This is a genomic window from Synechococcus sp. CBW1108, assembly GCF_015840335.1.
Lineage (GTDB): Bacteria > Cyanobacteriota > Cyanobacteriia > PCC-6307 > Cyanobiaceae > Cyanobium_A.
This window is the reverse complement of the sequence record NZ_CP060395.1, coordinates 181,113-194,424: the sequence shown is the minus strand read 5'-3', so window position 1 is coordinate 194,424 and position 13,312 is coordinate 181,113. Positions and strand designations below refer to the sequence as shown.

The 13,312-nt window shown below is 55.6% G+C and carries 9 protein-coding genes and 1 pseudogene; 4 read left to right on the top strand and 6 right to left on the bottom strand.

Annotated features, from left to right (window positions below; genetic code table 11):
- Positions 1–16: 16 nt before the first annotated feature.
- Entirely contained in the window at positions 17–418 is a 402-nt protein-coding gene (locus H8F27_RS01025) for a molecular chaperone DnaJ (protein ID WP_197150433.1), read from the bottom strand.
- A 335-nt stretch (positions 419–753) separates the two neighbouring features.
- Here H8F27_RS01025 and H8F27_RS01020 point away from each other — a divergent pair, with 335 nt between their 5' ends.
- The 4 genes from H8F27_RS01020 to H8F27_RS17895 all read left to right on the top strand — a co-directional run bounded on the left by H8F27_RS01020 (position 754) and on the right by H8F27_RS17895 (position 4,650).
- Positions 754–1,623 carry a glycosyltransferase family 2 protein gene (locus H8F27_RS01020; RefSeq protein ID WP_197150430.1) on the top strand — a complete coding sequence of 290 codons (870 nt, stop codon included), beginning with the start codon at positions 754–756 and terminating at the stop codon, positions 1,621–1,623.
- A gap of 391 nt (positions 1,624–2,014) precedes the next feature.
- Positions 2,015–3,424 (top strand): IS5 family transposase, encoded by a 1,410-nt coding sequence (locus H8F27_RS01015; RefSeq protein ID WP_197150429.1) that lies wholly within the window; start codon positions 2,015–2,017, stop codon positions 3,422–3,424.
- A 69-nt stretch (positions 3,425–3,493) separates the two neighbouring features.
- Entirely contained in the window at positions 3,494–4,123 is a 630-nt protein-coding gene (locus tag H8F27_RS17900) for an ISAs1 family transposase (RefSeq protein WP_197148039.1), read from the top strand.
- Positions 4,114–4,650, top strand: a complete 537-nt coding sequence (locus tag H8F27_RS17895; RefSeq protein WP_197150427.1) for an ISAs1 family transposase — start codon at positions 4,114–4,116, stop codon at positions 4,648–4,650. Before H8F27_RS17900 ends, H8F27_RS17895 begins: the two co-directional genes overlap by 10 nt.
- A 563-nt stretch (positions 4,651–5,213) precedes the next feature.
- On the opposite strand, the gene H8F27_RS01000 is transcribed toward H8F27_RS17895, so the two are convergent.
- The 5 genes and pseudogenes from H8F27_RS01000 to H8F27_RS00980 form a co-directional block, all read right to left on the bottom strand.
- Positions 5,214–6,107, bottom strand: coding sequence for a glycosyltransferase family 2 protein (locus H8F27_RS01000; protein ID WP_197150425.1), 894 nt, complete (start codon positions 6,105–6,107; stop codon positions 5,214–5,216).
- A 1,103-nt stretch (positions 6,108–7,210) separates the two neighbouring features.
- A pseudogene (locus H8F27_RS00995) lies at positions 7,211–8,345 on the bottom strand (IS5 family transposase).
- Between the two features lie 183 nt (positions 8,346–8,528).
- Positions 8,529–9,623: a glycosyltransferase family 4 protein gene (locus H8F27_RS00990; RefSeq protein ID WP_197150424.1), complete on the bottom strand. Its 1,095-nt coding sequence runs from the start codon at positions 9,621–9,623 to the stop codon at positions 8,529–8,531.
- A 464-nt stretch (positions 9,624–10,087) separates the two neighbouring features.
- Positions 10,088–11,224, bottom strand: a complete 1,137-nt coding sequence (locus H8F27_RS00985; RefSeq protein WP_197150422.1) for an IS5 family transposase — start codon at positions 11,222–11,224, stop codon at positions 10,088–10,090.
- A 42-nt stretch (positions 11,225–11,266) separates the two neighbouring features.
- Positions 11,267–13,072 (bottom strand): glycoside hydrolase family 3 N-terminal domain-containing protein, encoded by a 1,806-nt coding sequence (locus H8F27_RS00980; RefSeq protein ID WP_197150420.1) that lies wholly within the window; start codon positions 13,070–13,072, stop codon positions 11,267–11,269.
- Positions 13,073–13,312 lie beyond the last annotated feature (240 nt).

The following is a 13,312-nucleotide window of genomic DNA, read 5'->3' as shown; positions in this document are numbered from 1 at the left end:
CGCTCTTGAGGGGAGCTCAGCTGAGGCTGCGGCCCAGCAGCAGATCCCGCGCTCCGTTCACCAACTGCATGGTGTCGTGCTCGCCGCCGCGGTCAGGATGGTGCTCACTGGCACAGCGCTTCCACGCCTGGTTTACCTCCAGCTCGCTCAACCGGCCGCAGAGTGCTAAGTGGAGGCGCTGGCGGGCAACAATCGCATCTAGATCGGGATGCTTCCCCAAGGGACCCCAGTCGGCCTTGCTGAGGGCCGGACTGCGCTTGCCGCCGGCCTTGCGTTTTCTGCCCTTTGCGGCCCCGCCACTGCCAAACCCCTTCGTGGCAGCAGCGTCGGTGCGGCGCTGCTGCTGGGACTCGCTTTTGGCGGGGATGGTGGTGGCTATGAGCTGGCCAGCTGGCCGCTCAAGGGTCGATGGGGTCATGGGAAATCGCGCCTTTCACCAGCTTGGGAGAGAATCAGCTAGCTGGCCAGCCTTAAAAAGGTATGACCGCAAATAAAGTGGGCAAAGGAGTAGGCTAAATATTGCTGTCGCCGGTTAACTACAGAGAAAAAGGACCAACTGAATCCAGCGAAACCATGGCCAAAGCGCAAAATGTCTAATGACTTCGGCATTGATTGGTTCGCTCGCCCTACAAAGCAAAACAGCACTGCGCTTAAACTATTCTACATATTAGCTCGGATCTGCCTTGGTCAGGCATGGTTTGAGCTATATCTTAATTCAACCAGATCGCAATCCAACCAAATCCTATTCGTATTGTGGGTATTTCCGGTTACGTTCCCTTTTACAACAATGCTCCAACTGTGCTGGCTGCCGTCGATTCTTTGCGCCAACAGCAACCACCGCTAGATGAGGTCTTCGCAATCGATGATGGTTCAACCGACCGCAGCACAGACGTGCTGGAGGCTGCCGGAGTACGGGTCTTGCAGCAAACACAGAACTTAGGTCGCGGGGCAGCACGCAAACTGGCTATGGAAGTGGCCCGACATCAATTCGTAGTCTGCTGCGATGCTACAAATACTCTTCCAGCTGATTTTGCTGCCCGTGCCATGCCTTGGTTCGAAGATCCCAAGGTGGCAGCCGTCGTTGGTTTGATCACTGATCCAAATCCTCGGGGGGTGGTATCGAGGTGGCGGGCAAGAAATCTCTTCAAGGCCGGAATCCCCCGCAGTGCATCCAAAGGTGCATCATTCATTACCTTTGGCACAATGGTGCGTTCAAGTGCGGTTGTGGCTGTGGGGGGGTATGACCCCAGTTTGCGCCATTCGGAGGATGCTGAACTGGGTAACCGGCTGGCAGCGGCTGATTTCGAGATAATCGGCGACCCATCATTGCATGTGAATTGTAATATTCTTAACTCTCTCCCGGAGGTTTTGGAACGTTACTGGAGATGGTATGCAGGAAAAGACGAATTATTTGGAGTCAAAGCATACTGCAAACTGGTTTGGTTTTCAGTACGAACAATGGCTTGGGGAGACTTGAGGGCTGGAGAGCCGTTAACATGCTTAATTAGCTTACTGCTACCACATTATCAGTTTTGGAGATTTTTAAATCGAAAATGGCACTCGAGAGCCAGGGCTCGCTTGTTGGTATCAGAGCTTCAAGCCAAGATTGACGCAGATCGATAAAAGCCAGCTCATTTGGCTCGCAGCTGCTGTCAAATATGGGACCAGCCAGTCTGATCTTAAAACTAAAATTACGGTTCTCTTTATTTCTAATAATGGCAGAATTACCAATCGCCAAATATTAAAAAGATATTTTGCTCGCAACGCTGGATGCTCTAATGAAGTGGTCCTGCTAAAATGTCCAATATTATTGAGGTTAATAGGTATCAAACGGGCTAGTTCACTCCCCTTGCGAGCCATCCCAAGAGAGCGCCAGTACTTAATCGATGATCATAGCTTGGGACTCCTGAAAAAGCCAAATCGACTGCAGCGCAGCTTGTTTTAGCGATCTAAATTTGATAAACTGGGCTCGTTCAGGGCAATTGACGATTGCTACAACTGCTGAGCACTGCAGATGTACCAGAAACGCCATAACGGGCAGCTCTCAATCGAGGATTTCCATCTGCCTTTTGGCGGCACGTTGGACACGGACAATCGCTGGGTAATCTTCTCCTCCCTGATGCCATGGGAAGAGTTGGAGGAATCATATGCACCTCAGTTCAATCCCACCACTGGCGCCCCAGCAAAGCCTGTACGGCTGGCATTTGGTGCGCTGTTCATCAAGCAGCGGCTTGGTCTGACCGACGAGGAGACCGTTGAGCAGATCCGAGAAAACGCTTACATGCAGTATTTCCTTGGCTATGCCGGCTATTCCAGCAAGGCACCATTCGACCCATCAATGATGGTTCATTTCCGCAAGCGTTTCTCCGAAGAGGAACTCACCCGGATCAATGAACTCATTGCCGAGCGGGGCAAGGCCATGCTGATGGAGGTTGTGGCGTCACAACAAGATGACGACGACACTAACGATCCAAGTGCCTATGCTGACAACCAGCTCTCACTTGACGACTTTGTGAAGCCGGCCGATTGGCCAGAAGGCAAGAATTGGGGAACACTCAGCATTGACGCCTCGTGCACACCAGCCGACATTACCTATCCAACTGATTTGAAGTTGCTCAACGAAGCGAGGGAGTCGACCGAACGGATCATCGACGATCTCTGCGAACAGAATTCAGACCTACGGAAACACAGTCCCCGATATGACCGTGGCAAGGCGCGTGCCAATTTCCTCAGGGTTGCTAAGCAGAAAAAGCCGCGTCGCCGCAAAATCAAAGCCACGATACGACGCCAGCTGGACTATCTGCAGCGGAATCTTGATGCTATTGATGCCCTGATCCACTCCGGGGCAATGCTTTCGGGCTTGAAGACCCATTGGTGGCAGAAGCTCCTCGTGATCAGCGAGCTGCACCGCCAGCAAAGCATCCTGCTGTACTCGAAAACGCGCAGCATGCCCGATCGTATCGTGAACTTGGTTCAGCGACACGTTCGGCCCATGGTTCGTGGTAAAACGAGAGCTGCTGTTGAGTTTGGCGCCAAAATTAGTGTTTCTGTGCGAAATGGCTTTGCCTTCCTGCACAGGATCAGCTGGGATCCATACAACGAATCCGAAGACTTAATTCCACAGGCCATGAAATACAAGCAAGAGCATGGCTGCTACCCCGAGCGAATCTGCGCTGATCGAATCTACATCAATACCAAGAACCGAAACTTCTGCACTCGGAACGATATACGGCTCTCTGGTAAGCGATTGGGGAGGCCGCCGAAGAATCCAGAGATCAGTGCTGCTCACAAGCAGCAGCTAAGCGCTGACCAGCGGAGGCGAAATGAAGTGGAGGGATGCTTTGGATCAGGGAAGAGGAAGTATTCACTGGACTTGATTATGGCTCGGCTGAGCAAAGGTGCAGAGAACTCCAGGGCCGCCTAAAAGTGTGTCCATGGCGTGCTGGCGGAGTCTGACAGCATTGGCTTTGGTCGGCGGGAATGGCTCACCTCCATGCCCCAAATCCCAGGCGCAGCAGCTGATCAGCTTGATTCCAACGACCTAATCAGCTTTCTCAAGGCCATCCCCGACGGACGCTTTCGCCGTGGTGTGCGCTACCCACAGTGGTTCCTGTTGTTGGTGGCGGTGCTCGGGATTCTGAGTGGCAGCAGGAGCTCCCGTGATCTGGAGGCGTTTGCCAAGCGGCATCGGCAGGAGTTCAACCAGGCGCTGGGCCTGGATTTCAAACGCTGGCCGTCGGACGCCACATTCCTGTACCTTTTCAACAAAGCCCACCTGCAGACCTTTGGCGATGTCTTTCAGGCCTGGATGATCAGCCAGATCCCAGGCGGGACAGAGGGTTTGGAGCAGTTGGTGTGCGATGGAAAGACGCTCAGAGGCACAGCGGTGGACACGGAAGACGGCGGTCACCGGTTTGTGGCCCAGGTCACGGTCTATGCCCGGGCCCTCGGTGTCGCCCTGGCCCAGAAGGCCTACGACACCCACGAATCCTGCGAGAGGGCTGCGCTCAAAGAGCTTCTGAGCACCCTTGAGCTGGAGGGCACCTTGATCCAGGCGGATGCTCTGCACACCACGCAAGCGTTTTTCGCTGGTGCCTCGCCAAGGGGGCCGACGTGCTCTTGACGGTGAAAGGCAACCAGAAAACCCTGCTGCGCCAGATCCAGTGCCAGTTTCAAGGTAAGCGTCAGATCCCTTTCACTGCAACGGCTCAGAGCAAAAAACATGGCCGTGACACTTTATGGGAGATGCGGGCCAAGGAAGCCCCGGAACACATCAAAGAGAACTGGCCTGGCGTCAGCTGGATCATCGAGATGATCAGCACCACCGTGACCCGCAGAGGCCATCAGCGGCCACAGGCCCACTACTTCCTCACGAGCCTGCGGACCAAGCCAGAAGCGCTGCTACGACTGATCCGCCAGCGGTGGTCGATCGAGAACGAGTGGCATTGGCCACGGGACACGCAGCTGCAGGAAGACGCTCACCGTTACGCCAACCGCAACGGAGCGCCGCTGTTTGCGTTCCTGCGCACAGTGGTCATGAACCTGCTGCGCAACGGCGGCTACCGCTCAGTTCACGCTGGCCAGCAGGAACTGAGCCACAACATCAGGGGAATGCTCGCACTGGGAGGCGCGGCAGCGAGCACGGGATGAAATTACTTTTAGGCGGCCCTGCAGAGAACTCCATCTCCATGGCCTTTGTGGTGATGTGCGCAGAGAAGATCCGGAGGCTCCTCCGCCTCTTTTTTATCACTATTTTTGCCTGGTTATGTACCTGGAAATGGCCAGGTAGTCTCTGGATGGGGCTCAGGAACATTTGGCAGCTTGAAACAAACCAATCACTGGCCACTGGATAACCGTGCGTTTGGGCTGCCTACGCCCTGCTATTTGGCTGCGATCGGATCCAGGTTGCGGTTCTTTTTTCAGGAGTCCCTAGCTTGATTTGAATATATAATATGCTGCGTGACCATGGCAAAGGGTCGCAAGTAGATCAGTATCAGTAGAATTAAGTTATCCCGGCAATGGTTCCTTGACATATCCTCAAGAACCTCCGTGAACAACAATTGCTCTCTTCATAAAGAGCCCATTAAGCATGATTTTGCATAACTAAATATATTCAGGCTGCCCTGGGTGGTGCCATTAAATACAACAGCTTTACAGGCTGTAAGATATTAAGGGCTAAGCTTTGCGTCGTGGATGCATGGGTCCGGTAAATCTCAATTTTTTGCAGTTCCTTTAAAAAGAAGCATTAATGTTTTGAGGAATCCAATAGGAATAGTGAGCGGAAGCAGGAGGAAGGCCTGGAGTGGACGTCGCCAATGCTTTGGTTGGCGAGCAGCCAATTCAAGCCGCAATACTCTATACCAATACTTAAGCGTAAAATCACTCAAACTAATAATATGACGAACGGAAATTTCTGCGAAGTCTGGATTTTTCATTGTAAAACTTGTAATTTGAAGACTTATCATTCTCCTCCATACTTGAGACAGGGCGAGCTTTCGAGCGGGATGGTAGACCACTGCTTCATCTAGGTATATACTTCTAAGACAGGCTTTTCGAATACGATTACCCATTTCAATATCTTCGTGAGACAGAAAAAGTTTTTCATTAAACCCTCCCATGCTTAGGAATAGATTTCGGCGAATCCCTAAATTTGCGGTACAATATGCTCCACCTGCTGAAATTACTGGTGCATACCATAAAATGCTGTCAGGAAAATCTGTAGGCTCAACCCTCCCTTCTATAACGTCATATTTTCCAGATTGAATTGCATCGTGTATGGTTTCTAGCCATATTTTGCCTACAACTTCATCATCATCAAGGTAAATTATCCAATCGCCATTTGCAGCATTTGCAGCATTATTTCTATTTGCTGCCACGCCACGATTGGGACCCTGTACCCAAGTTGCGAAACCTGAGCCACTAACTACTTCGTAGGAGCTTCTTGCAGGGCAATCATCGCTTACAATAACTTGATACTGGCAAGGATCAAACTTTTCTAATTGACTAGGCAATGAATCGAGACACTTCTTTAGTAAATCTGGACGACGAAAAGTTACAATGCAAATACTAAATGTGCATTGGGAGCATGCAACAGGTGGTGGTACCATGAGAATCTTAATATTTGGCTCAAGCTATAGGACTGGGTCTATGCAGAAAAAATACAGTAATAACAAGTGAATAAAAAGAGGGAGATAGATTTATAGGCGCTGTGTTAGAGTTAATGATTCTTAAGGTCATCTCGCAAATCTCAGCGTTTTACATGGCAGGCCGTTAAACTCAGCTCGTCGCTTGCCAAGGATGCCATACAGTCATTCCAGTTACAAGCAATTTATTCAATCAGCCTAGCAGTTTTGGTTTGGGCTGCCCAGCAGGCCGGTACGGTTTGAGCGTGCTGATGGATCGAATAGCCCAGACAACTTTAGTCGACAAATGCTTGCAGGTGCTGAACTAGCCCTGGCAGAGGATTCGCGGAGATATTGGATAGCCAAGGTTGTCAAAAGCCATCTCAGCTGAAACTCCCTATTCTTAACGTTCCTTTCAGCACACTGCACTAAGGACCCCATATAAAAGTAATTTCCAAATGACGAGTAGAAGACCGGTTTCTTTACCAAAAATCTCCTCAGCCAGGCCTTGTCGGCAATGGCTGATTTCGGAGACCCCGCCATAGATTCTTGCCATTTGACTGATGAGCAGCTCGCTATAGTTTAATTATAGAAACTTGCAAAAAGGATATGAATCGCGATGGAGTGGAGATTTGCTATCTTGTCGACGATGTGAATGTCAGGTGTTCACCGAACAATTTGATGGATTACGAACTTGTTCCTATTACGCCTTGTGAAACAGGTACAGGAATATGGAATCGGACGCCCAGCGTTTGAAATCCAGTCCCAGCACTGGGTGAGCGCCACCAGACCCCGGGAGTTTCTGCTGCCACCCAGTATCCCGAGCACCTCCATCTACAACAGGAACCACTGAGGTAGCGCGTCCCACGGTGGTTGCGGCTATCGGAGATGAGCTTGAGAAAATGCTGTTAGGAGTTTGCGGAAAAACTGCCTGAAAGGCCGCGTTTTTCCCTCCAGAGAGCTGATTGTGCTCCGTTCGGGCTGAAATGATGCGTTTCAGCGGTTCAGAACGCCCGATTTCAGGCGTTTTGCCCCGTTGGGGCTTCCTGGAGGCCGCCTCATTGGCACACCTCTGGGCAACCACCTGTTCATGCCGCCGCCATCGCCGGTTTGAGCAGGTTGCCCAGCCGGATCAGGTTGTAGGCGATCACGTGCAGGCCAAACACCGCACTCACCTTGTCGGTGCCGCGCAGTTTGAATTGGCGCAGACCGCCCCACTGTTTGATCCAACCAAACACCTTCTCGATACCGCGGCGGGCATTGATCGACTTGGCGTAGCCCTCGTGGCGCGTGGTGCGGCCATCAATGGCGGAGCCACCAGAGCGGGCGGTGTTCTGAGCGACGTGCGGCGTCACGGCGATGCGACGCATCTCGGCGACAAAGCCCTTGGTGTCGTAGTTCTTGTCGGCACCGATGGTTTTTTGGTGGGCACCGGGGATGTCAGCCGCCATCGCTTTGGCGGCTGACATCCCCGGTACCCACTGCTTGGGTAACGCGGCAATCGACGATCAGGGCATGGCGGTTGTCCATGAGCACGTGGCCTCGGTAGCTGGGTTGAGCCGGGTGGGAATTGGACTTGCGGGCCAGCAAGGCGTCTGGATCGACGCTGGAGCGGTGGGTCTTGTTGCTGAGCTTGATGCCGCGGAAGTCACCCTTGGCCCGCTTCTTACCGGGCTTTGGAGCGCCAAAGCCCTCGCCAGGGCCTGACGACGGTGGCGGTGGGTCCTGCTGACCATCGGTCCGCTCCAGTGAGGCATGGGACGCCCAGGCCTGCAGCAGGGTGCCATCCACTGAGAAGTGTTCGTCGCTGAGTAGCGGCTTGACCTCCGGAGCACCCATCAGCTTCTCCAGGAAGCGCCCCATGACCTGCTCGTTCAGCAACCGCTCCCGATTTTTGGTGAATGTGGTGGGGTGCCAGATCGGATCATCCGGGCTCAGGCCCACAAACCAGCGGTACAGCAGGTTGTAGTGGAGCTGCTCCAGCAACAGCCGCTCCGAGCGAATCCCGTAGAACGCCTGCAGCAACGAGGCCAGCAGCAGCTGTTCTGGCGGCACCGAGGGCCGGCCTTCTGCGGCGTAGAGCGCGCAAAAGGTGGGATTGAGCCGATCGAGGGCCTGATCCGCCAGTTTCCGGATCCGCCGCAGCGGATGACTGGCCGGGATCCGCTCCTCAATCGACACGTAGGAGAACAGGGAGCCGCTGCGCTCCCGGTGACCTCGCATCTGGGCTGGGCGGTTAATCCATTTTCGCGCAGGCTTGGTTTTTCAGCAAACTCTTAGGCTCCGCCAGCACGCCATAGACACACATTTAGGCTGGTCTGCTCATCGATGAGCGATGAGGCTAGCGTTTGCCCGACGGGGCGTCCCGACCCTTGAATGGGCACCAATCGACTTATTAAATCTGTATCAAATGAGATTCTTAATGTTATTCTTAGGTGAATGATCTTGGATCATATTTGCATAAACTTGAGCATAAAACTCTGGCTTGACAAGCTCATCCTCGAGGGATTTATGAGCTCCTGATGCTAGAGAGATGTATTCTGCTTCATTCATTGCCGCTGCTTGAAGCAGTAATTGCTTGAGGCCGTTTACATCTGCTGGTTCGCAATCCAGGCAATATCGGCCCGCCGCTTCAGGAAGGCCACCGTCTCGCGTGATCAGACATGGCAGACCTAGGCGTCTGGCTTCAATGGCTACCAAGCCAAAGTCCTCGCTGGTATTAGGAGGAATAACCACAAAACGGCTTCGGCGAATCCACTCCGCCTTCTCCTGCTCGCTCATAAACCCTGGCATTACAACCCCTTTTAACCCCAATTCTGTGACTCGAGCTGAAATCTTCGATCGTAAGGGGCCATCCCCAAGCAAACGTAGGGGCCATCGATCCGGATCTAGCCCAGAATTCGCATAGGCTTCCACGAGAGTATCAAGGCCTTTGTTCTCGACCCACCTTGCTAAGAATAAAAATCCTTTACGTTCACCAAAAGGCAGAGGATCTAGATCGGAGAGTTTGCATATTGGAAAAATAACTTGGCTGTTTTTCCAAGGTGTCTCAGACAGTTCCCAGGTTTTTCGTACGAAATTAGAAATATAAAAGCGTTGGTGGGCCAGATGCAGGCATAATTTCCATACACGCTGGTGCAAGCGTCCTCCGCCCTTGGTGTGATTGATTATATTTATTAACAGTGGCTTGCCCGCCAGTCTTGCCATCGTTGCGACATCAGGGCATGGATTCTGCAGGTGAACTAAATCGGCAGATTGAATCTCTCTCCATAATTCTAGGCTTGAACGGCTGCAGAAACTCACTTGCAGGCCGGAAAGCTCAATCTTATTCAGTAAATGATCTTGCGGCAAAAAGTCCCGAGTTTTTTTGAAAATAATTTTAACCCTTATATTGGGATCTGCGGCTACTCCATCAGCTACCGCTAAAACAAAAGACTCAAGTCCTCCATACCCCCCCATGCAAGGGCTTACAATCAGAACTAAAATAGAGCTATCTGGCATGAGTCTATGAGGTCTATTCGTTAAAGGTCGGTGTAAAATTCGCATTTATTTTTGGTTGGCAGGGTGATGCGGGATGATTTGACTTGTCCCCCTGCGTTAATATTTAGTTGATGGTGTTCATTTGCCCTGAACTTCAAGTACCAGTTTGGCACAGGCGAGCCTGCCGTGCTGTCAGCATGAGTTGAGGTCGGCGAAATGGCCTCTTCCCTGTGCCTTAAGAGTTTGCTGAAAAATCCAGTCCTGCACGAAAATATGCCAGCTGCCCAGCCCAGAGGCGAGGTTACCTAGGAGTTTGCGGAAAAACCGCCTGACCAGCCGCGTTTTTTCCTCCGGAGAGCTGATTGCGCTCCGTTCGGGATGGTTTTCATTGTTTCAGCCGTTCAGAACGCCTGATTTCAGGCGTTCTGCCCCGGCGGAGCTGCCTGATCGCTGCCGTCTGGCCACACCTCTGGGCAACCGCCTGTTCATGCCGCCGCCATTGCCGGCCTGAGCAGGTTGCCCAGCCGGATCAGGTTGTAGGCGATTACGTGCAGGCCAAACACCGCACTCACCTTGTCGGTGCCGCGCAGTTTGAATTGGCGCAGACCGCCCCACTGTTTGATCCAACCAAACACCTTCTCGATACCGCGGCGGGCATTGATCGACTTGGCGTAGCCCTCGTGGCGCGTGGTGCGGCCATCAATGGCGGAGCCACCAGAGCGGGCGGTGTTCTGAGCGACGTGCGGCGTCACGGCGATGCGACGCATCTCGGCGACAAAGCCCTTGGTGTCGTAGTTCTTGTCGGCACCGATGGTTTTTTGGTGGGCACCGGGGATGTCAGCCGCCATCGCTTTGGCGGCATCCCGCTCCCCGGTACCCACTGCTTGGGTAACGCGGCAATCGACGATCAGGGCATGGCGGTTGTCCATGAGCACGTGGCCTCGGTAGCTGGGTTGAGCCGGGTGGGAATTGGACTTGCGGGCCAGCAAGGCGTCTGGATCGACGCTGGAGCGGTGGGTCTTGTTGCTGAGCTTGATGCCGCGGAAGTCACCCTTGGCCCGCTTCTTACCGGGCTTTGGAGCGCCAAAGCCCTCGCCAGGGCCTGACGGCGGGGGCGGTGGGTCCTCTTCTCCATCGATCCGCTCCAGTGAGGCATGGGACGCCCAGGCCTGCAGCAGGGTGCCATCCACTGAGAAGTGCTCGTCGCTGAGCAGCGGCTTGACCTCCGGGGCAGCCATCAGTTTCTCCAGGAAGCGGCCCATGACGTCGTCATTGAGCAGCCGTTCGCGGTTCTTGGTGAATGTGGTGGGGTGCCAGATCGGATCATCCGGGCTCAGCCCTACAAACCAGCGGTAGAGCAGGTTGTAGTGGAGCTGCTCCAGCAACAGCCGCTCGGAGCGGATCCCATAGAAAGCCTGCAGCAACGAGGCCAGCAGCAGCTGTTCTGGCGGCACCGAGGGCCGACCTTCTGCGGCGTAGAGCTCACAGAAGGTGGGATTGAGCCGATCGAGGGCCTGATCGGCCAGTTTCCGAATACGCCGCAGCGGATGGCTGGCCGGGATCCGCTCCTCGATCGACACGTAGGAGAACAGGGAGCCGCTGCGCTCCCGGTGACCTCGCATCTGGACTGGGCGGTTAATCCATTTTCGCGCAGGCTTGGTTTTTCAGCAAACTCCTAGGTGCCGCTGCAATCGCCTGTAGCCATGCCAGAGGTCGTAGCGGGCCTGCGGGGCACGGGGCTCAAATGGGGGCAGCTGGTTCTCACGGATCGGGATGGTGAAGGGCAGCCGCCCTGAGGGCGACACAGACCCCAGCAGCACCTCCGCCAGGGCATGGCCCCCCTGCTCGCCTGGGTACCAGAGCAACAGCAGGCCCGGTACCAACCGATCCCAGTCGCTGCAGCGGATGGCACCGCCGCCCATCAGCACCACCACCGTGCGCGGGTTGGCTGCAGCCACGCTCCGGATCAATGCCACCTGGGCCGGCGGCAGGCCCAGATCGGTGCGATCTCCGGCGGCGAAGTCGCCTCCCTGGCGAGCTGAGGCATGGCTTGTGAGCCAGGCGATCAGCTTGGCGACCCGCCGCCATTGGGGCCTGGTGGCCGGCCAGAGGCGACTGCGCAGCAGCCAGTTTGGTGGGGGGATCTGCTCCAGGATCGGGGCGATATCGCCGGGGTGGATGTGTTCCCCCTCCAGGCGCCAGTCAAGCCCCACCACCACCACGGCCCCATCGCAGGTAGCCGCCAGCCCAGCCGCCGCTTCTGGGTTGGAACCATCGCTGTAGTTGATGGGCAGATCAGGCCTCGCCTGCCGCAGCCCCTGCAGCGGCGTGACTGCCACTCCTGCCTGCGGACGGGTGTCCGAGGAGCCGCGGTCGCCCAGGTTCAGCCGATCCGCCAGCTCCCCGATCACCGCCAGGGAGCCCAGATTCAGCAGCGGCAATGCTGGCTGGCCTTCGATAAGCGGCTCGTTGCGCAGCAGCACGATTGCCTGGCGCGCCGCCTCGCGGGCCAGGGCCAGATGCTCCGGGCAGCGGCGCACCGATGGCTGGACCTCGCCGGAAGGGATGCGTAGCTGCAGCCGTAGCTGGCGCAGCACGGCGTCATCGATCCGCTCCATCGCCAATCGGCCCTCAGCCAGGGCATCCGGCAGAGAGCCGAGAAAGATCATCCCGAAAGGCATCTCCAGATCCAGGCCAGCCTGCAGGGCGGCAATTCCGTTGCGTACCCCGAAGATGAAGTCGCTCACCACCAGGCCCTGGAAGCCCCAGCGGCCCTTGAGAATCCGGGAGAGCAGCTCCCCGTTCTCGCCGCACCACTGCCCGTTTACCCGGTTGTAGGCGCTCATCACCGTGCCGGCGCCAGCCTCGATGCAGGCCCGAAACTGGGGCAGGTATAGCTCCTGCAGCACCCGCGGGCTGGCCTGCACATCCACCAGGAAGCGGGAGCTGTCGATCGAATAGCAGGCGAAATGCTTGACGCAGGCGATTGCATGGCGCTCGATGCCCCGGGTCATCGCCGCCCCCAGGGCGCCTACGTGCAGGGGGTCCTCGCCATAGGTCTCCTGAGCCCTACCCCAGCCCGGATGGCGCAACAGGTTTACGCACACCGCCGCCAGCCAGTTGGCCCCGAAGCTGCGAGCCTCCCGTGCGATCGCAGCGCCGACGCGCTCCTCCAGCTCAGGATTCCAGCTGGCGCCTCGGGCCATGGGCACCGGAAAGGTGGTGGCGCCGCCCTCCAGCACCACGCCGCGCGGCCCATCCACGAAGTGGAGGCCGCCCAGGCCCAGCCGCGGCAGCTGACCCGCCGGCCAGGGATGGCGGTGGGAGGCATCCCGCAGGGCGATGTCGACCATGCCCGACCAGAACGGCGTGTCGCCATCCAGCAGGTTGAGCTTCTCGCTGGTGCTCAGCTTGGCCAGCAGCTCCTGGGCGCGGGCCCCTGGATCAGCGGCTGGAAGGGGTGGGCTCATCACGATCTGGGCACCCCATTGACATGGGCTGGGCATGGGGTGGGGCCATTCATTCTTAGGCCCTCTAGTGAATCCTGGTTGATAGCTGTATTGGTATTCCTATGGGATTGGGATTCTCTTGGGATTGGTATTGCTGTGGGATTACTACTCCTAGTGGATTACTATTCTTAGGGGCGTCCAGTTGGGCCCTGTTGAGCTCTTGCCTTGCATCTGCTGGTGCGGGACTGTGCTAGCAGGTGC

Coding starts and splice junctions, on each gene's coding strand:
- H8F27_RS01025 (WP_197150433.1), bottom strand. CDS start 418: ATGACCCCATCGACCCTTGAGCGGCCAGCTGGCCAGCTCATAGCCACC.
- H8F27_RS01015 (WP_197150429.1), top strand. CDS start 2,015: ATGTACCAGAAACGCCATAACGGGCAGCTCTCAATCGAGGATTTCCAT.
- H8F27_RS17900 (WP_197148039.1), top strand. CDS start 3,494: ATGCCCCAAATCCCAGGCGCAGCAGCTGATCAGCTTGATTCCAACGAC.
- H8F27_RS01000 (WP_197150425.1), bottom strand. CDS start 6,107: ATGGTACCACCACCTGTTGCATGCTCCCAATGCACATTTAGTATTTGC.
- H8F27_RS00990 (WP_197150424.1), bottom strand. CDS start 9,623: ATGCCAGATAGCTCTATTTTAGTTCTGATTGTAAGCCCTTGCATGGGG.
- H8F27_RS00985 (WP_197150422.1), bottom strand. CDS start 11,224: ATGCGAGGTCACCGGGAGCGCAGCGGCTCCCTGTTCTCCTACGTGTCG.
- H8F27_RS00980 (WP_197150420.1), bottom strand. CDS start 13,072: ATGAGCCCACCCCTTCCAGCCGCTGATCCAGGGGCCCGCGCCCAGGAG.